The organism is Kribbella albertanoniae, assembly GCF_004348455.1.
Lineage (GTDB): Bacteria > Actinomycetota > Actinomycetes > Propionibacteriales > Kribbellaceae > Kribbella > Kribbella albertanoniae.
The window spans coordinates 1-18,972 of the sequence record NZ_SMKA01000182.1 but is presented as its reverse complement, the minus strand read 5'-3'; the positions used below and the strand labels follow the sequence as shown (position 1 = coordinate 18,972).

General features: G+C 68.3%; 18 protein-coding genes. 10 read left to right on the top strand and 8 right to left on the bottom strand.

Annotation, left to right across the window (positions count from 1 at the left end; genetic code table 11):
• A partial coding sequence (locus tag E1261_RS30165) for an FAD-dependent monooxygenase (RefSeq protein ID WP_132412496.1) occupies window positions 1-987 on the top strand: 987 nt, incomplete at its 5' end.
• 59 nt (window positions 988-1,046) lie between these two features.
• Entirely contained in the window at window positions 1,047-1,922 is an 876-nt protein-coding gene (locus tag E1261_RS30160; RefSeq protein WP_132412494.1) for a phosphoribosylaminoimidazolesuccinocarboxamide synthase, read from the top strand.
• On the opposite strand, the gene E1261_RS30155 is transcribed toward E1261_RS30160, so the two are convergent.
• The 3 genes from E1261_RS30155 to E1261_RS30145 are packed head-to-tail and all read right to left on the bottom strand — an operon-like array spanning window position 1,919 to window position 4,093.
• Entirely contained in the window at window positions 1,919-2,449 is a 531-nt protein-coding gene (locus tag E1261_RS30155) for a hypothetical protein (RefSeq protein WP_238176523.1), read from the bottom strand. The genes E1261_RS30160 and E1261_RS30155 overlap by 4 nt on opposite strands.
• A 1-nt stretch (window position 2,450) precedes the next feature.
• Window positions 2,451-3,071 (bottom strand): CDP-alcohol phosphatidyltransferase family protein, encoded by a 621-nt coding sequence (locus E1261_RS30150; protein ID WP_132412492.1) that lies wholly within the window; start codon window positions 3,069-3,071, stop codon window positions 2,451-2,453.
• Window positions 3,071-4,093 carry a hypothetical protein gene (locus tag E1261_RS30145; protein ID WP_132412490.1) on the bottom strand — a complete coding sequence of 341 codons (1,023 nt, stop codon included), beginning with the start codon at window positions 4,091-4,093 and terminating at the stop codon, window positions 3,071-3,073. Before E1261_RS30145 ends, E1261_RS30150 begins: the two co-directional genes overlap by 1 nt.
• A gap of 52 nt (window positions 4,094-4,145) precedes the next feature.
• Between E1261_RS30145 and E1261_RS30140 the strand changes: the two genes are divergently transcribed.
• Window positions 4,146-4,364 carry a hypothetical protein gene (locus E1261_RS30140; protein WP_132412488.1) on the top strand — a complete coding sequence of 73 codons (219 nt, stop codon included), beginning with the start codon at window positions 4,146-4,148 and terminating at the stop codon, window positions 4,362-4,364.
• 38 nt (window positions 4,365-4,402) lie between these two features.
• Here the strand turns inward: E1261_RS30140 and E1261_RS30135 are convergent, their stop codons facing one another.
• From E1261_RS30135 to E1261_RS30125, 3 genes are read right to left on the bottom strand one after another with little or no spacing between them, the layout of a single operon-like run.
• Window positions 4,403-5,746, bottom strand: coding sequence for an FtsX-like permease family protein (locus E1261_RS30135; protein ID WP_132412486.1), 1,344 nt, complete (start codon window positions 5,744-5,746; stop codon window positions 4,403-4,405).
• Entirely contained in the window at window positions 5,746-6,417 is a 672-nt protein-coding gene (locus E1261_RS30130) for an ABC transporter ATP-binding protein (RefSeq protein ID WP_132412484.1), read from the bottom strand. The genes E1261_RS30135 and E1261_RS30130 overlap by 1 nt, the downstream gene beginning before the upstream one ends.
• On the bottom strand, window positions 6,414-6,959 hold the full coding sequence (locus E1261_RS30125; RefSeq protein ID WP_132412482.1) for a PadR family transcriptional regulator: 546 nt from the start codon (window positions 6,957-6,959) through the stop codon (window positions 6,414-6,416). The genes E1261_RS30130 and E1261_RS30125 overlap by 4 nt, the downstream gene beginning before the upstream one ends.
• A gap of 115 nt (window positions 6,960-7,074) precedes the next feature.
• Between E1261_RS30125 and purS the strand changes: the two genes are divergently transcribed.
• The 6 genes from purS to E1261_RS30095 all read left to right on the top strand — a co-directional run bounded on the left by purS (window position 7,075) and on the right by E1261_RS30095 (window position 14,273).
• Window positions 7,075-7,341 (top strand): phosphoribosylformylglycinamidine synthase subunit PurS, encoded by a 267-nt coding sequence (purS, locus tag E1261_RS30120; RefSeq protein ID WP_132412480.1) that lies wholly within the window; start codon window positions 7,075-7,077, stop codon window positions 7,339-7,341.
• Entirely contained in the window at window positions 7,338-8,006 is a 669-nt protein-coding gene (gene purQ, locus E1261_RS30115) for a phosphoribosylformylglycinamidine synthase subunit PurQ (RefSeq protein WP_132412478.1), read from the top strand. The genes purS and purQ overlap by 4 nt, the downstream gene beginning before the upstream one ends.
• Window positions 8,006-10,072 (top strand): hypothetical protein, encoded by a 2,067-nt coding sequence (locus E1261_RS30110; protein WP_238176522.1) that lies wholly within the window; start codon window positions 8,006-8,008, stop codon window positions 10,070-10,072. The genes purQ and E1261_RS30110 overlap by 1 nt, the downstream gene beginning before the upstream one ends.
• Complete coding sequence (gene purL / locus E1261_RS30105; RefSeq protein WP_132412476.1) at window positions 10,062-12,323, top strand: phosphoribosylformylglycinamidine synthase subunit PurL; 2,262 nt, start codon at window positions 10,062-10,064, stop codon at window positions 12,321-12,323. The genes E1261_RS30110 and purL overlap by 11 nt, the downstream gene beginning before the upstream one ends.
• A gap of 121 nt (window positions 12,324-12,444) precedes the next feature.
• Complete coding sequence (locus tag E1261_RS30100; RefSeq protein ID WP_132412474.1) at window positions 12,445-13,683, top strand: IS30 family transposase; 1,239 nt, start codon at window positions 12,445-12,447, stop codon at window positions 13,681-13,683.
• 149 nt (window positions 13,684-13,832) lie between these two features.
• Complete coding sequence (locus E1261_RS30095; protein WP_238176521.1) at window positions 13,833-14,273, top strand: DUF1707 SHOCT-like domain-containing protein; 441 nt, start codon at window positions 13,833-13,835, stop codon at window positions 14,271-14,273.
• A 1-nt stretch (window position 14,274) separates the two neighbouring features.
• Here E1261_RS30095 and E1261_RS30090 read toward each other — a convergent pair whose 3' ends face one another.
• A complete protein-coding gene (locus tag E1261_RS30090) occupies window positions 14,275-15,249 on the bottom strand; it encodes a LacI family DNA-binding transcriptional regulator (protein ID WP_132412472.1) in 975 nt (324 codons plus the stop codon).
• A gap of 90 nt (window positions 15,250-15,339) precedes the next feature.
• Between E1261_RS30090 and E1261_RS30085 the strand changes: the two genes are divergently transcribed.
• Window positions 15,340-17,766, top strand: coding sequence for a beta-L-arabinofuranosidase domain-containing protein (locus E1261_RS30085; RefSeq protein ID WP_202875160.1), 2,427 nt, complete (start codon window positions 15,340-15,342; stop codon window positions 17,764-17,766).
• Here E1261_RS30085 and E1261_RS30080 read toward each other — a convergent pair.
• Window positions 17,759-18,355, bottom strand: a complete 597-nt coding sequence (locus tag E1261_RS30080; protein ID WP_132412470.1) for a hypothetical protein — start codon at window positions 18,353-18,355, stop codon at window positions 17,759-17,761. The two genes, E1261_RS30085 and E1261_RS30080, sit on opposite strands and share 8 nt — an antisense overlap.
• Between the last annotated feature and the right edge of the window lie 617 nt (window positions 18,356-18,972).

Here is an 18,972-nt window from a genome sequence, read left to right as displayed (position 1 = left end):
ATCTCGGTGTGGCCGGGGGCTAATCGGGTGCTTAGCGAGTTCGGGGTGAAGGGGGTGGATCGGGCGGCGGCGCTGTCCGGGCCGACTGGGCTGCGGAAGCCGAGTGGTCGCTGGGTGGTCGGGGCGACCGATCTGGGTGTCGAGTTGCCGGTGATGATTCATCGGGCGCAGCTGCATGAGCTGATCACCGCCGAGCTCGGTCCGGCCGTGACGGTGCGGACCGGGTACACGGTCGAGACCGTGACGCAGGACGACAGTGGGGTGCTGGTCAACGGATCGCTCCGGGCCGACCTGCTCATTGCGGCCGACGGACTGCGCAGTGTGATCCGTACGGCGCTCTACCCGCAGTACGCCGGTCCGCAGTACTCGGGCTACACGGCGTACCGCGGTCTTGCCGAGGTGCAGGCCGACAACGGCGGGGAGACGTGGGGACCGGCGCAGCGCTTCGGGGTCGCTCAGCTGATCGACGGCCGCACGTACTGGTACGCCACGGCCAATCAGCCCGCCGGCCAGAGCGGCGACCTGGCCGAGGTCATCCGCAGGTTCGGCAGCTGGCACGACCCCATCCCGGCACTCCTGGCCAGCACCCAGACCGCCCTGCAGAACGACATCTACGACCTGCCACTCCCACTGGTCCCGTTCGCCGCCGGCCGGATCGCCCTGCTCGGCGACGCCGCCCACGCCATGACCCCGAACATGGGCCGAGGCGCCTGCACCGCCATCGAGGACGCCGGCGCGCTGGCCAGACACCTCCGCTCCACACCCGACCCAGTCACCGCCCTGACCCAGTACGACGCAGAGCGCCGCCCCGCGGCCACCCAGCTCGTCAAACGCTCCCGCCAGATCGGCCGCCTGGGTCAACTCGAGAACCCGGTGGCGATTGGGGTGCGAGACGGGCTGATGTGGCTGGGCGGCACTGCGGTGCGCGGAGCTGCAGCACTGACCAAGTCACGCCGAGCCCGCAAGTCCACGCTCAGCAGCCACTGACGAGGGCACTTGGGACGCAGTTGGTCAGTGCTGGCGGTCCGCCTGCAAGAATCGGCCTCGTGACCACACCACCCGCGGCTCCCGAAATCCCCGGTGCGAAGCACATCCACTCCGGCAAGGTTCGCGACCTGTACGAGCTGGAGTCCGGCGAGCTGCTGATGGTGGCCAGCGACCGGCAGAGTGCGTTCGACTGGATTCTGAGCACGCCGATCCCGGACAAGGGCAAGGTGCTCACCGCGATGAGCCTGTGGTGGTTCGAGCAGCTCGGGGTACCGAACCACATCCTGTCCACCGATGTGCCGGCCGAGGTGGCCGGCCGCGCGGTGATCTGCGAGAAGCTGGAGATGTTCCCGGTCGAGTGTGTGGCGCGCGGCTACCTCACCGGCTCCGGCCTGCTCGACTACCAGGCGACCGGTGCGGTCTGCGGGATCCCGCTGCCGTCCGGCCTGGTGGAGGCGTCCCGGCTGGACGAGGCGATCTTCACCCCGGCCACCAAGGCCGACATCGGCGAGCACGACGAGAACGTCTCGTACGACGCGGTCGTGGCGACCGTCGGCGCGGAGACGGCCGCGGCGCTGCGGCAGGCGACGCTGGACATCTACACGCGGGCCCGGGCGATGGCCGAGGAGCGCGGGATCATCCTGGCCGACACCAAGTTCGAGTTCGGTGCGCGCCCGGACGGGACGATCGTGCTGGCCGATGAGGTGCTCACGCCGGACTCGAGTCGCTTCTGGCCGGCTGAGCAGTGGGAGCCGGGGCGGCTGCAGCCGTCGTACGACAAGCAGATCATCCGGGACTGGCTGCAGTACGAGTCCGGCTGGGACCGGCACTCCGGGGAGGCGCCGCCGCCGCTGACCGACGAGGTGATCGAGCGGACCCGGTCGGCGTACATCGGGGCCTACGAGCAGCTGACCGGGCGGACCTTCACCGCTTAGAAGAGGCCGACGCCGAGCGCCAGCAGGATGAAGCGCGCGCCACGGCCGACCAGCACGGACACGGCGAACGTGACCACGCCCATCCGGGAGGCACCGCCGATCAGGGCGACGCCGTACAGGGGTGGGATGCCGACGGAGGCGCTCAGCAGCGTGACCGGGATGCCCCAGCGGCGGTCGCTCATCGCGTCGAGGAGGCGCTTGCTGACGTCCCGGTTCCACTGCACGAACCGGCCCCAGCGGGTGTCCAGGTCGACCGGCTTGGGCTCCTTGGACTTCCGCGTCGCATAGCCCGGCCGGTAGCGGACCGCGAGGAACATGGCCACCTTGCCGATCGTCTGCCCGACGGACACGCCGATCGCGGCGACCACGGGGTCGAGGGCGCCGGAGACGCCGACGCCGAGGACGTACGCCTCGGCGTTCATCACCGGGATGATGGCGGAGCCGATCCCGAAGCCGACCGCCAGCAACAGCTGCCACACCCACATGATCTCGAGGCTATGCGCTGTTGCCTGAGCAATCACGAACATTTCACACCTTGGGTGCGGCAGCCTGCCGGCCGCGGAGGATCGCGATCAGCCGGTACGACGATGCGATCTTCACCACGCACGCCGCGATCGCCATCGTGTAGGGCAGCCACTGCGCCCCGGTCTGGTGCGCGATGACGAGTGACACGACCACTGCGGCGGTGTTGACGGCTTTGGCCGGCTTGGACCAGTTCCAGAGCCAGATCGGGTAGTCGACCTTGTAGAAGTAGTTCGGGCTGAGTGTTCCGCGCCACAGCAGGAACGCCAGCGACAGCATGGTGTCCAGCACACCGAACTGCACCAGGAAGATCGCCAGCGGCCCGATGGTCAGCGGGAACGTCGCCATGAACGCAGCGGCCAGCAGGAACGAGCACGCGCGGTCGCAGACGATGTCGAAGACCGCACCGCCCTCGGACTCCTCGTTGCGGTACCGGGCGACCGCACCGTCGGCGATGTCACCGATCCAGTACGCGGCGTACCCGACGATCAACCAGCTCAGCGCACCGGTGCGGAACGCGATGGCAGCGATCACCATGGCGACCACGGTCCGCAGCAGCGTGATGCGGTTGGGGACTCCGAGCAGCAGGGCCGGCCGGACGGACAGCGGAACAGGAACAGTGGCCATCAGGCAGCCCTCAGATTCTCGGGATCGAGTGCATCCCGCAGTTGGTTGCGAAGCAGGTAGCCGGCCAGTGCGGCACCGCCGGTGGCGAAGCCCCAGGACAGCAGCAGCGCGCCGGCCAGGCCGGCTGCAAGGAACGGCACTGAAGGCGGGTCGATCTGAAAGCGGATCAGCCCACCCGGGCCCACCACGAGCCCCAGACAGCTGCCGATCATCAGCGCCGGTGTCGCGACCATGGCGATCTGGTCACGGACCACTTGGCGCAGGAAACGGACATCGACGCCCATTGCGGTGAGGCAGGCCAGTTGCCGGCGCTGGTCGACGAGTTGATCCGCCACCCCGACAATCAGCGACGCCAGTGCGATCGCGCCGATCAGGACCAGGCCGAGCGCGCTCATCCCGAAGCCGGCGAAGTAGAAGCCGAGGCTGTCGGGGTCGCCCTTGTAGACGAACGTAAAGATCGCCGTGTGGGCCAAAGTGCCGACCAGGAAGGCGCAGCCGAGGAGCAGCCCACCCATCCGGGCGGCAGACCGGGCGTCGGCGACGATGCGCGCTCCGGCCAGCAGTTGCCCGGCAACACCCGAGCGGCCGAGCAGGCGACCGGCCGGTCTGACCAACCGGTGGACCTGAGTCGCCCACACCATGGCCAGACCGATCAGAATCAGCGGCACCGTGAAGAAGTGCAACCGTGACCAGGTCAGCGCCGCGAGTACCAGGCAGGCCAAGCCGCCGAGCACTCCAGTCGGTATCGGGAAGGTGGAGGCCGGCCTGTCCGCCGACGGATCGCGGTAGGTGAGGTAGCCCATCGCTGCACCACCCAGGGCGAGTACGACGGCGACGGCAACCCACACCGGGAGGTCCGAAGAGCTGAGCCCGGGAAAGATCCGAGCCATCAGAGGCAGTCCGCCGAAGAGCGCAGTGAGGACGGCATAGAGCGGACCGGACAGCAGCCCGCCGGCCAGACCGACCAGAGTCGCGTCGGCGGTCGACAGCCGCCGTACCTGCCCTAAAGACGCGCCGGCCAACTGCAGGGCTGCGAACCGCCGTTCGCGGGGCGGCTGTGCCGAGGCGCAGCGCTTGAACCGTCAGACTGCCCGCAAGCACTGCCAGGATCCCCAGAGCCGCGCTGAGGCCCGGACGCAGGCCGGACTCGGCGACGTAGTTGCTGTAGATGTCCTTGGACAGCTCACCCCGCCCGAGCAAGGCGATGTGTGCGGCGTTGATCAACAACGCGCCGGTGAAGGCCAGGGCGGCTGTGGCGACGTGGATGCGGCTGCGGTCGGCGGCTGTCCGTGACCTGGCGAGCAGGAGGGTGGTGCTCAGCGAGAGGCTCATCAGGCAGCCCTCAGATTCTCGGGATCGAGTGCATCCCGCAGTTGGTTGCGAAGCAGGTAGCCGGCCAGGACGCCGCCAGCCGCGCCGAGAAGCAGGCCAAGGGCGACGACCGCGCTCGCAGCGACCAGGTAGATGCCGTAATACGGCTCGGGCTCGTCACCGATGATCGAGCCGCCGACCACCCGGCCGAGAGTGATCAGCATCCCCAGGCCCATCCCCACTGCGAGGGCCGGCGCGCCGACGATGCTCAGCTGCCGGGTGATCATCCGGCGCAGGAACTGGGCGTCGACACCCAGGGCGGTGAGGCACGCGAGCTGCCGGCGCTGGTCGACCAGCTGATCGGCCACACCGACGATCAGGGCGGCCATCGCCACGGTCGTCACCAGTAGCAGGGCGAAGATGGCCAGAGCGAAACCCGTCACCGGGAACGTGCTGTCGAAGAACTCTTCCTGCGAGACCACGACCGCGATCACGCCGTTGGCGAGCGCACCGATCAGGAAGCCGCAGCAGCCGAGCAGGGTACTCATCCGTGTCGCGGGCCGGGCCTCGGTGACGAGACGAGCTCCGGTCAGCAGGTTGAGCGGGCTGCCGGACCTGGCGAGCCGCTGACCGATGATCCGGATCCACGCCCGGTTCAGGTTGTAGAGAACGAAGGCCAGACCGACCACGAGCGCGGTGGTGGCGACATACCCGAGGAAGGGCGCCAGAACCACTGCCAAGAGGACGAGTGCGACCCCCGTGATGACTCCCGAGCGACTCGTCTTCCCGAGCGGATGCTCCGCCCGCGGCAGGAGGTCGTCCCGGTGCAGTACGGCGGCGATCACCGCACCGGCCGCGGTCATCGTCACGACCACTGGGATCCAGGTCAGCAGGTCCACCGGCTGGGCCGGGGGCAGGACCTGAGCCATTCTCGGCAGCAGACTCAGGAACAGGCTGAGCACCAGGTAGAGCGGTCCGGCGACCAGACCGCCGGCCAACCCCGCCATGGCCGCGTCTGTGATGGACAACCGCCGTACCTGCCGACTGGACGCCCCTGCCAGCTTCAGAGCGGCCATCCGGCGCTCACGAGCCGCCGTACCGAGTCTCAAGGCCTGTACGGCGAGGCCGGCGGTGATCGCGGCCAGGAGAACCAGGATCGCGGCCAGTCCGGACCGCAGACCGGGCTCGGCGAGGTAGTTGCTGTAGGTGCTGGCCGGTAGCTCTGCACGACCGAGCCGAGCGACCCGGAGCGCTCCGAGCAGGAACGCCCCGCTGAGCCCCAGGGCCCCGACGGTCAGCCGGGTGCGACTGCGGTCCGCGGGCGTCCGGGATCTGGCCAGCAGGAGCAGGGTCTCGACTTTCATCAGAGGGCCACTTCGTGCTGGATGACGCCGTCGCGGAGACGGATCTCGCGGTTGGCGGAAGCGGCCACCAGGTTGTCGTGGGTGACCATCACCAGGGCCGCACCGCGGTACTTGGCGGTCTTGATGAGGACGTCGAGCAGTTCCTTGCCAGCCCGGCTGTCCAGACTGCCGGTGGGCTCGTCCGCCAGCACGACGGTCGGTCCGGTGATGAGCGCGCGGGCTATGGCCGCCCGCTGGGTCTGGCCGCCGGACAGCTCGGACGGTACGGCGTCTGCCTCGTCCTCGATGCCTACCTGGGTCAGCCACTCCCGTGCATGCACGTGGGCCTCGGAACGCTGGTGGCCGGCCAGCAGCAACGGCAGGGCGACGTTGTCGATCAGCGGCAGGTCCGGAACCAGCTGGCCGAACTGCAGCACGACACCGATCTTGGTCCGCCGCAGCTCGGCCCGGCTCTCCGGAGACAGGGTCGCCAGATCCTGCCCGTCCAGCCGCACCGAACCGGAGTCCGGGCTCAGAATGCCGGCCGCACAGTGCAGCAGCGTGGACTTGCCGCAGCCACTCGCACCGGTGATGGCGACGATCTCCCCGGCCTTGACCTGCAGTGAGACGCCACGCAGGGCCGTGTTGCGCCGGTACGCGAACTCGACGTCGGTCAGCTCAAGAGCGTTCATGAGTTCTCCTGCTCGGCAGTGCGGTCAAGGGCAGTGCTGTCAAGGGCAATGCGGTCGAGGGCGCCGTCGAGCCAGCGCAGGTCGGCATCAAGGTGGGCGACGATGTAGTCGCGGACCATCGGGGAGGTCGGGTCCTGACCGGCCGGGGTCTCCTGCAGTTCGCGGATGCGGCGCAGGTGACTGGCACGCTGCCGGGCCAGGAAGGCGGCGGCGTCACCGCCGGTGCGGACCGCTGCGACGAGCTTGCGCAGCACCTCGTCCGCGCTGCCCCAGGCGGGCGGCACCGGGTCGACCAGCCAGTCGGCCAGGTGCTGGCGGCCCTTGTCGGTGAGCGCGTAGACCGTCCGGTCCGGACCGCCGCCGGAGGTCTTCTCGACCACCTCGACCAGTCCGTCCCGCTCCAGCCGGCCCAGCGTTGTGTACACCTGCCCGAACGCCAGCGGGCGCCCGTCGGGGAACCAGCTGTCGTGGCCGCGCTTCACGTCGTACCCGTGCGCAGGACCTGCCGAAAGCAGGCCCAGGACGAGTTCAGCGGTTGCCATGCGAACGACTATACACCGCGTGTATGTACTGAGTGAATAGTCCGCGAATGCGGGAATCCGGCACCCGGTCGGTAGGATTCGGTGCGTCACCCCGGAACGAGACCTGGAGTAGTCAGTGGCTCGCGTTGTCGTCGACGTCATGCTCAAGCCCGAGATCCTCGACCCGCAGGGCAAGGCGGTGCACGGCGCGTTCGGCCGGCTCGGCTTCGACGGCGTGGCCGACGTCCGGCAGGGAAAGCGGTTCGAGATCACCCTGGACGGTGAGGCGACCGAGGAACGGGTCGCCGAGATCCGCAAGGCCGCCGACACCCTGCTGGCGAACTCCGTGATCGAGGACTTCACCCTCCACGTCGAGACTGCTGACGTTGAGGCGGGACAGTGAAGGTCGGGGTCGTCACCTTCCCGGGTTCGCTGGACGACGTCGACGCCCGCCGCGCGGCCGCCGTGGCCGGTGCCGAGGCGGTCGCGCTCTGGCACGGTGACGCCGACCTGCACGGGGTCGACGCGGTCGTCCTGCCCGGCGGCTTCTCGTACGGCGACTATCTGCGTGCCGGTGCCATCTCCCGGTTCGCCCCGGTGATGGAGACCATCATCAAGAAGGCCGGTGAGGGTCTCCCGGTGCTGGGGATCTGCAACGGCTTCCAGGTGCTGTGTGAGTCGCACCTGCTGCCTGGTGCGCTGATCAAGAACCACCACCGCAAGTTCATCTGCAAGGACCAGGGCCTGCGGATCGAGAACAACCGCACCGCGTGGACCAGCGACTACGACGCGAACCACGAGATCACCATCGTGCTGAAGAACCAGGACGGTTCGTTCGTCGCCGACGAGGCGACGCTGGACCGGCTGGAGGGCGAGGGCCGGGTGGTCGCCCGCTACCTCGGCAACCCGAACGGCTCGTACCGCGACATCGCCGGGATCACCAACGAGCGCGGCAACGTGGTCGGCCTGATGCCGCACCCGGAGCACGCCGTCGAGACACTCACCGGACCGACCACGGACGGCCTGGGCTTCTTCACCTCGGTGCTGAAGGCCGTCGTCGCCTCCTGATGGGACGCTCAGGGCTGCGGCGCTTCCTGTGCCGCACCCTCTTTGCCGCCACCGCCGTACTACTCGTCGGAGCCGGTACGGCGAACGCCCAGCCGACCGACCTGCTGGCGAAGGTCGTCGTGATCGGCGTACCGGGTCTGACCTGGCACGACGTACAGGTGTCACCCGAGCTGACTGCGCTGGTGGACCAGTCGCATGTCGGCTCGATCACGGTGAAGACGGCTGGTCCGAACACGTGCCCGCTCGACGGCTGGTTGACCATCAGTGCCGGCACCCGCGCCTGGGGCAGCGTCCTCGGGCAGTCGTGTGCTGAGTTGCCTGCGGTGACCGACGGCAAGGTTGCCGACTGGCAGACGTACATCGACCGCCAGGCCGAGCACCACACCGGTGCACCACTCGGCCGGTTGGGTGCGAGCCGCGAACGTGTCTGCGGATTCGGGCCGGGTGCGGCGATAGCAGTGGCCAAGACAGACGGTTCGGTCAGCAATTGGTCCCCGACCTTCGATGCGGCGAAGCTCGCGAGCAACGCGTGCGGTGACGCGTTCATAGATGCCGGTGCGCTGCCGCCGCGAGAAGGCCGGGAGGAAGCGCGCCGGAGGGTGGCCGAGCTGGTCGCGCAGGCCCGTGCGGCCGATGGCTGGGTGCTGCTGGTCGGTGTCGGCCAGGAGCTCGCCAACGCGCACCAGCAGCCGCTCGTCGCGATGCAGCTCCCGCCGGACAACGGTCCGCGCTGGCTGACGAGCGATTCGACCCGACGGCCCGGACTGATCCAGCTCACCGACATCACAGCCACCGTACTGCGTGGTGAGGCGAAGCCGATCGACCCGGCTGGAGACGCGCAGGCCGGCCCGCTCGACGGCAACGAGATCCACTTCGACGGCGATCGTCATACCGATGCGGCTGCGGTGATCGAGGAGCGGCTCGACACCAATCAGCGGTTCGAGCAGCCGCGGCCGATGCTGGTTGCGGTGTCGATGACGATCCTGGTCGCTGAGTTGCTCGCGCTGGCCTGGTTCTGGTTCACCCGGAGCCCCCGCGCCCGCCGTACCTTCACCTTCACGTTGCTGACCCAGGGCGGCTTTTTCATCGCAGTCTTCCTGTCCACGGCGACCGTCTGGTGGCGCTGGCCGTCTCCTGGTTTCTCCTTGTACTGCGTCGTTCTGGGGATCAGTGCGCTCTTCGCGGTACTCACCCAGGTCTTCCTGAAGCGCTACGCGTTCCTAGGGATCGCACTGGCCGCCTACGCGATCCTCCTGGTCGACGGTGTGCTCGGTACGCCGCTGCAGTTCGGCAGCATGTTCACCGACGGACCTGTGATCGGTGGCCGGTTCTATGGCTTCGGGAACTCGACCTTCGCCACGCTGGCGGTCGCAGCGCTCGTTGTGGCCGGCTGGGTCGCGCAGAAGCTGATCGACAAGAGCAGAGTGCAGGCAGCCCTTGCTGTGCTCGCGATTGGCGGCGCTGCGATCGTTGTGGACGGCAGACCGGGCTGGGGGACCGATTTCGGCGGCATCATCGCGCTGACTCCGGCGGTGCTGCTCATGGCCTGGCTGACCTGGCGCGGCAGCATCACCTTGCGCGCATTGATCGGTGTGGGCGTGGCCGGCGTACTGGCGGTGACTGCGGTTGCCTTCCTCGACTATCTGCGTCCGGCGGACCAGCGCAGTCACTTCGGCACGTTCTTCGCGCGGCTGCTCGACGGTGACGTCAGTGACGTGCTGATCCGCAAGCTGCAGATGGCTGTTGCGTTCTTCAACGGACCGGCCGGCTGGGCGATGCTCGTCGCGGTCGTGCTCGCGATGCTCGCGACTGTGCTCCCCGCTCGGGTCCCCTTCCCGGCGTACCGGTCCTTCTACACCAGTCTGCCGATGATCCGGCCGACGCTGCTGGCGCTGTCGACCTGTGGTCTGGTCGGCATGCTCCTGAACGACGCCGGGGTCGCACTGCCCGCGATCATGACCGGCTTCGCCGTACCACTGCTGGTGGCGCATCTCGTCGCTCCCGGGCAGCCCAGTACCGTTTCACCTGAGTCCCACCTAGTGCAGGAGTCGAAAAGTGTCGACTGACACCGTCACCAATGCCGAGAGCACCCCGGACGTCGAGCAGCCGTGGGCCGAGCTCGGTCTGAAGCCGGACGAGTACCAGCGGATCCGCGACATCCTGGACCGCCGTCCGACCAGCTGCGAGCTGGCGATGTACTCGGTGATGTGGAGCGAGCACTGCTCGTACAAGTCGTCCAAGGTGCACCTCAAGCGGTTCGGTGAGATCCCGCAGGAGACCCCGGCCGGCAAGATGCTCGCCGGGATCGGTGAGAACGCCGGCGTGATCGACATCGGCGAGGGCTACGCGGTCACGTTCAAGGTCGAGTCGCACAACCACCCGTCGTACGTCGAGCCCTACCAGGGTGCGGCCACCGGCGTCGGCGGCATCGTCCGCGACATCATCGCGATGGGCGCCCGCCCGGTCGCCGTGATGGACCCGCTGCGCTTCGGTCCGCTGGACGCTCCGGACACCAAGCGGGTGCTCCCGGGGATCGTGTCCGGGATCGGCGGCTACGGCAACAGCCTCGGCCTGCCGAACATCGGCGGCGAGGTCGTCTTCGACCCGACGTACATCGGCAACCCGCTCGTGAACGCGCTCTGTGTCGGTGTGATGCGGCACGAGGACCTGCACCTGGCCAACGCGACCGGCGTCGGCAACCAGATGATCCTGTACGGCGCCAAGACCGGCGGCGACGGTATTGGCGGCGTCTCGATCCTGGCCAGCGAGACCTTCGCCGAAGGCGGCCCGACCAAGCGGCCGGCGGTCCAGGTCGGCGACCCGTTCATGGAGAAGCTGCTGATCGAGTGCACGCTCGAGCTCTTCGCCGCGAAGGTCGTCGAGGGCATCCAGGACCTGGGTGGTGGCGGTCTGTCGTGTGCGACCTCGGAGCTGGCCAGCGCCGGTGACGGTGGCATGCGGGTCTCGCTGGACAAGGTGCCGCTGCGGGATGCGTCGCTGTCTCCCGAAGAGATCCTGATGAGTGAGTCGCAGGAGCGGATGATGGCCTGCGTCACGCCGGCCAACGTCGAGGAGTTCCTGAAGATCTGCGCCAAGTGGGACGTCCAGGCGGACGTGATCGGCGAGGTCACCGACACCGGCCGGCTGGAGATCGACTGGCACGGTGAGCGCGTCGTCGACGTACTGCCGGAGACCGTCGCGCACGAGGGCCCGGTCTACAACCGTCCATTCGCGCGGCCGGCCTGGCAGGACGAGCTGCAGGCAGACGGCGCGGAGAAGTTGCCGCGCGCAACGACTTCGGCCGAGCTGCGGGACACCCTGCTGCAGCTGGTCGGCTCGCCGAACCTGTGCGACAAGTCCTGGATCACGGACCAGTACGACCGGTACGTGCTCGGCAACTCGGTGCTCGCGCAGCCCGAGGACAGCGGCATGATCCGGGTCGACGAGACGAGTGGTCTCGGCGTCGCCGTCTCCACCGACTGCAACGGCCGCTTCGCCAAGCTGGACCCGTACACCGGCGCCAAGCTCGCGCTGGCCGAGTCCTTCCGCAACGTCGCCACGACCGGCGCCCGCCCGGTTGCCGTCAGCGACTGCCTGAACTTCGGTTCCCCCGAGGACCCGGACGTGATGTGGCAGTTCACCGAGGCGATCCGCGGCCTGGTCGACGGCTGCAAGGAACTGGGCATCCCGGTCACCGGTGGGAACGTGTCGTTCTACAACCAGACCGGTGAGGTGGCGATCCTTCCGACGCCCGTCATCGGCGTCCTGGGTGTCATCGACGACGTCACCCGCCGTACGCCGATCGGCTTCACCGGCGAGATGGAGGGCCACCAGCTCTACCTGCTCGGTGAGACCGCCGAGGAGCTGTCCGGCTCGGAGTGGGCGCACGTCGTCCACGGTCACCTCGGTGGCCGCCCGCCGGCCGTCGACCTGGCCGCCGAGCAGCAGCTCGCCGACATCCTGATCAACGCGTCCCGTGACGGCCTGATCGACGCCGCCCACGACGTCAGCGACGGCGGTGTCGCCCAGACCCTGGTCGAGTCCGCACTGCGCGGCGGTGTCGGTGCGCGCGTGTGGGCGCCCGACAACCTGGACCCGTTCCTCTTCCTGTTCGCGGAGTCCGCCGGCCGCGCAGTTGTCGCCGTACCGCGCACTGAAGAGGTCCGCTTCACCGACATGTGTACGGCGCGTCGCTTCCCGCACACCAAGATCGGCGTCATCACCGGCGACACCCTCGACGTCCAGGACCAGTTCGAGATCCCGCTGACCGAGCTCCGCGAGGTCTGGACCGCAACCCTCCCCGCAGCCCTGGCCTAACCTCCCCTGCGGAAATTTGAGGGGATATCCGTCCGACTCGCCCCTTCTCCCCTCAAATTTTCAGGGGAGAAGGGGGGCGGAGTCCAGCGGTCGAAGCACGCCTTGAGGAAGGTGTTGTCCGATGCCGGTTGCGCGTGGGTATGAGGTGCGGGAGAGGTTTCTCGGGTTGGTGTGTGGTGGGTTGTCGTTGCAGTCGGCTTCGTTGGCTGCGGGCGTGTCGTGGGGCACGGGGGCGTTGTGGTGGCGAGCATCAGGGCTCATGGAGTCGTCGATGCAGCGGGGTAGGTCTGGTGGGTTGGCGGGCAGCGTGCCGGAGGGTGTGCCTGGCGCGGGTGAGACTGAGGGGGCGAGGTCTCGCCGGCCGTTGACCAGTGAGGACCGGGCGGTGATCGCGGTGCTGGTACGGCGTGGTCTTTCGTACGGCGATATCGGTGAGGCGATCGGGCGGGACAAGTCGGTGGTCTGGCGCGAGGTGGACCGTAATCGCAGCCAGGACGGGGTGTATTGGGCGCCGGTGGCGCACCGGGCTGCTCATGAACGGCGGCGGCGTCCGAAGGAGTTCAAGCTGGCCGATCCGGGGCTGTGCCAGCGGATCGAGGAGTGGATGGATGCCGGCTGGTCCCCGGGCCTGATCGCGGCGGTGCTGCGCCACGACCACCCCGGTGACAGCGCTGAGGAGAAGATGGCTCGTGTGTCCCACGAAACCATCTACCAGGCGTTGTATGTGCAGTCCCGCGGCCAGCTGCGCCTAGACCTGCACCGCCAGTTGAGTCTGCACCGCCCGGCACGCAAACCACGCGGCAGCGACCGGCACCAGACCCGGGACCCTTACCGGGACGCGTTCACGATCAGCCAGCGCCCCGCCGAGGCCGCCGACCGCGCCGTGCCCGGCCACTGGGAAGGTGACCTGGTCATCGGCACCGGCAACCGCTCAGCGGTCGGCACGCTGGTCGAGCGCACCACCCGGTTCACGATCCTGCTGCACCTGCCCGGCCAGCACGACGCCGACACCGTGGCCGAGGCCATGATCGCCCAGATGACCAACCTGCCCGACCACCTACGCCGCTCGCTGACCTGGGACCGCGGCCGTGAACTGGCCGGCTACCGGCGCATCCAGCTCGACCTCAACATGCCGGTCTACTTCTGCGACCCACACGCCCCCTGGCAACGCGGCACCAACGAGAACACCAACCGGCTCCTACGCCACTGGCTCACCAAGGGCAGCGACCTGTCCATCCACACCGCTACCGACCTGGACCGGATCGCCACCACCTTGAACCAGCGCCCCCGCCCTACACTCCAACTGAAAACCCCAGCCCAAGCGCTGGCCGAACTGCTCGCCAACCCGGCAGCAGCATGAACCGCTGCTTCCACAGTTGGACTCCGCCGGGCAACTTCGGGGGATATCCGGTGAGGTTGTCGTTGCCCGATCGTCTGGCACACTCGAAGGACGAGGGTGAGGTGGGGCGGATGGTGGAGCGGCGACCGACGGTCAGGCCGGGAGACCTCATGGGTCGGGCCGCGGCGGCCGGACAGGAGGCGCGGGTGGTCGCGGCGCGACGACGCGTGGCCAACGTTCGGCTGACCGACGAGGAACGGCGGGTCTTCACCGATGAGCTGGCCGAGCAGTTCGCGATCGGCCGGCTGGACGAACTCGAGCTGCACCGGCGGGTGGACCTGCTGAACGAGGCCGTCACGCACGGCGATCTGCAACCGATCTTCAGCGGCCTGCCGACGCCTTCGCCCTACCGGCCGGCGCCACGGCCCACCGGACGCTGGCGCTGGGCGGCGTTCGTCGGGGCAGTCTGGCTGGCCGCGCCGTTCTTTCTGCTCGGCCTCGGGTTCTTGGTCTTCGGTCGTGAGGTCGCAGCTGCCATCTTCGGCATCCCAGCCGTCCTGTGGACAGCCGTAGCCTTCCGCTGGGCTCGCCGAGGTCAGCAGACCAAGTAGGTCAGCCACCCAGCGTCGACTCCCGGGGGACCAGTTGCGCTGGGAGTTCCAGTACGCCGTGGTGCGGCGTACCGGCGATTGCTTCCAAGAGGAGTTGGGCGGCTCGGCGTCCGAGCTCCTCGAGCCGCAGGTCCACCGAAGTGAGTGGCGGCCGGCTGGCCAGCGCCATCACCGGCCAGTTGTCGTAGCCGGTGACAGCGATCTCAGCCGGTACGGCGCGGCTCAGCTCCCGGAGGCGGTCGCACACGCCGCGGGCGATCTGGTCGCTGCCACAGGTGATGGCGTCGACGTCGGGGTGGCTACGCAGCAGCAGGTCGGTCGCCTGCCGGCCCCACTGCTCACTCCACTCGCCGAACAGCGGCTCACCGACCAGAGTGGTCATCGCCTGGGCGCGTTCGACGGCAGAGCGGTGATCGGCCGGGCCGGTGATGTGCGCGATGCGGGTCCGTCCGAGCGTCCGCAGATGAGTGATCGCAGCGGCCGCACCGGCGGCGTCATCGACGATCACCGAGGCGTCTGCCGGATCGGTCGACGCAGCTAGCGCATAGACAACCGGCAGCGGTACGTCGATCGGCGGGCGCGGCTCGGTGCGACGGCCGGTCACGACGATGCCGTCGACACCACGTGCCACCATCGACCGCAGATAGCTCTGCTCACGCAGCGGGTCGTCGCGGGTGTCGCACAACACGGTCGCCAGCTCGCCCGCACTGAGCACGTCCTCGACGCCACGCATGATCGGGATGCTGAACCGCCCGGAGCTGTCGGTGGTCAGCAGGGCGACCGTGAACGTGCGCCCCGACGACAAGGCCCGGCCGCGAACGTCGGGCGTGAAGCCGAGCTGAGCCGCAGCCCGCCGTACCCGCTCGCGTGTGTCCTGGCTGAGTTGGCCGGTGTTGTTGAGCGCCTTCGAGGCCGTCCCGGCAGAGACTCCGGCCAGCGCCGCGACATCCGTGATCCGTACCGCCGGGCGCTTCATGATGCTACTTTAGCAGCGACGGAAAACGTATTCTGCTTTTCCGTCCTGGTGTGATCGTCCGCCCCCGAATCACCCGAAAGCAGGACTGCCATGACCTTTCCGAAGGGACTGCCCCGTCGTGAATTCCTCGGTGTCACCCTGGCCGCGGCGGCTGCCGTGAGCGCCGTCGAACCACCTACTGCCGAAGCCCGCCCTTTTGGCCCACCCGCCGGCCGTGGCGGGCACTACGTTCCGCAGCGGGCGCCGCTGCGACCTGTGCCGTTCCAGAAGCTGCCGCCCGGTGCCATCGAGGCTCGCGGCTGGCTGGCCCAGCAACTCAAGCTGCAGATCAACGGACTCAACGGCCGGTACGACGAGATCTCCGACTTCCTGGTGTACGAGTCCAACGGCTGGGTCGACCGGACGAAGAGTGCCTGGGAGGAGTTGCCGTACTGGCTGCGGGGCTTCGGTGATCTCGGCTACGTCACCGGCGACACCGGCGTACTGACCAGAGCACAGCGGTGGATCGACGGCATCATCCGGACGCAGGCGGCCGACGGCTGGTTCGGACCGGACCGGCTACGGACCTCTCTGGAAGGTGGGCCCGACTTCTGGCCGGGCATGCCGCTGCTGGCGGCGATCCGGTCCTGGTACGAGTACTCCGGCGACCAGCGCGTCATACCGTTCATGACGAAGTACCTGCGGTTCCAGAACATGCAGCCGCCTGAGGTGTTCAACCGGTCGTGGGGTGCATTCCGCTGGGGTGACAACATCGACAGCGCGTACTGGCTCTACAACCGCACCGGTGAGTCATGGCTGCTCGACCTGGTCCACAAGATGCACTCCGGTTCGGCGGACTACGTCAACGGCATTCCGACCTGGCACAACGTCAACCTGGCCCAGGGGTTCCGGGAGCCCTTGCAGTACTGGCTTCTGTCGGACAACGAGCAGCACCGGGCGGCGACGTACCGGAACTATGCGACGGTGATGGAGCAGTACGGTCAGTTCCCGGGCGGTGGGTTCGCGGGGGACGAGAACTCGCGGCCGGGGTTCGGTGACCCGCGGCAGGGGTTCGAGACCTGCGGAATCGTCGAGCTGATGCACAGCTTCGAGATGCTGTCCCGCTTCACCGGTGAGACCGTGTGGGCCGACCGGTGTGAGGAGCTGGCGTTCAACTCGCTCACCGCGTCGTACGACCCGCAGCAGAAGGTGATGCACTACATCACCTGTGCGAACAGTGTGGAGCTCGACGACACCATCAAGCATGGGCAGTTCCAGAACGGGTTCGCCATGCTGGCCTACAAGTACGGCATCCACCAGTACCGGTGCTGTCCGCACAACTACGGCATGGGCTGGCCGTACTACGCGCAGGAGCTGTGGCTGGCCACTACCGACAACGGCCTGGCCGCCTCGCTCTACGCCGCCAGCAAGGTGACTGCGAAGGTCGGTGGCGGTGAGACCGTCAGCATCGTGCAGGAGACCGAGTACCCGTTCGGCGACACCATGAACTTCACTGTGCAGGGCAACTCGCGTTTCCCCTTGTATTTAAGGGTCCCTGGCTGGGCGGACGGGTACTCCGTCGCAGTCAACGGCGAGCGCTCCCGAGTGCGTGCGGATGGCGGCTGGATCCAGCTAGACCGCACATGGCGGTCCGGCGACCGCGTGAAGCTGGTGCTGCCGATGCAGGTCCGCACACGGCAGTGGACGGCCAACCATGACTCCGTGTCTGTCGACCGCGGCCCACTGACCTACTCGCTGGCCATCGGTGAGCGCTACGAGCCCATCGGCGGTACGACGGAGTGGCCCGAGCTCGCCGTACACCCGGACTCCCCGTGGAACTACGGTCTGGTGCCAGATGCCGGTTTCACTCCCGTACGACGGACTCCCGCGCCCGGCGCGGACCCGTTCACGACCGCGGGTGTCCCGCTGGCGCTGACCACGAAGGCGCGCCGTATCCCGCAGTGGGAGAGCGACAGCGAGAACGTGGTCGGCCTACTGCAGCCGAGCCCAGCCAAAACGACCCAGCCGGACGAGACCGTCACCCTGATCCCGATGGGCGCTGCCCGGCTCCGCATCACCGCCTTCCCTCAAGCCTCGTCAACCGGCGCAGAGTGGCGACTCCGCCCCCGAATCACCGCTTCACACGTCTACGCCGGCGACTCGCTCGAGGCGGTTGACGACGGCCGCCTGCCCGCGTCCTCCGCCGACACCTCCATTCCGCGCTTCACCTGGTGGGACCGGCGCGGCACAACGGAGTGGATCCAGTACGACCTCCGGGAGGTCCGCGAGCTCCGACAGGCATCGGCGTACTGGTTCGACGACACCGGCTTCGGCCAGTGCCGCGTCCCAGCCTCCTGGCGAGTCCTCTGGCTAGACGGCACCACCTGGCGCCCAGTCGCCGATCCCACGTTGTACGAGGTGGCTGTTGATCGCCTGAACACAACCACCTTCACCCCCGTGCACGCGCAGTTCGTCCGGGTGGAAGCGGTCCTCCGTCCCACCTTCTCCGGCGGACTGCTGCACCTGGCCATCACGTAGAGCTCCTGGGGACGGGGTGAGTGCCGGTGGGGTCGACGCGGAGGATGAAGCCGTGGGGCGTTGTCCACTCGATCGTCCTGGCGTCGATGCGGCGGACCTTCCATCCGGCGGCGTGCGTCTTCACCCGGTGGCCGTAGCGGCTCAACGGTATGAGGTTCTGGGTGTTGGTTTGGCCTGGTGGGCCGAGGGGGTTGTAGGGCGTGATGTGGTCGAGGTCGATGTTGTTGGTGGTTTCGCGGGTGCCGTAGGGGAATTGTTCGGTGGGGTGGGTGAGTTTGATGTGTTCGCGGATCCGGTCGGTGATTTCGTAGGCGTCGGAGCTGATGGCCTTGTTGACGTCGATGACCGGCTTGACCACGTAGGGGCCGTAGCCAACGAGTTCGGTGAACTGGGCGAGCAGCAGCGGGCCGATCTCTTCTGCGCGCAGGACTCCGGCACCGGTGGCGAGGGTGTGGTCGGTGAGGTGCACATACACCTCGGTTTTGCCCGGGCGAGCCGGGGCAGGCCGTTCACCGTGCGGTCGGGTGTGGGCGTCGTGTTTGATCTGGGCCAGCCGGGCTGCGAGGGCACGCAGCTCGTCCGCGGTCATTGACTCGACTGTCTCGGGCGGGCTTTCGCTGGGTGGTTGGAAGGGGTCTACTGTCCAAGTGTCGCTGGGGTCGAGAGGTTCTGGGAGGTCGCTCTCGGCTGAGTGGGGCGCCTCACGATCGGCCTCATCATCCATGCCGGGCTCGTCCAGACCCGCCTCGCTACCCAGACCTGCCTCGTTACGCAGGCCAGGCTCGTTACGCAGGCCAGGCTCGTTACGCAGGCCAGGCTCGTTGTCCGGGCCAGGCTCGTTGTCCGGACGGGGCTTGTCGTCCACACCGGGGGTGCCGTGGGGACAGGGATCTACGCTGACACCGGCTGCCCGGTCAGCCCACAGGTCGTTGCCTGTAGCAACGTTGCCGGGTGCGGCGGCGGGGTCAGGTGCGACGGCAGGCGCGGGGACAGGGCTAGGTGCGGGGACAGGGCGAGGTGCGGGGACAGGGCGAGGTGCGGGGCCGGCGTCAGACGTGTGGTCCGAGTGAGGCGCGGGACCCGAGTGTGGCGCGGGGCTTGAGTCTGGCGTCGGAGTGGAGGCGTTAGCAGATGCAGAGGTGGGCGCGGGCTCGGGAGATGGCCGGGCAGCAGACACGGGAGTGGGATTCGGCGCGGGAGCGGGGG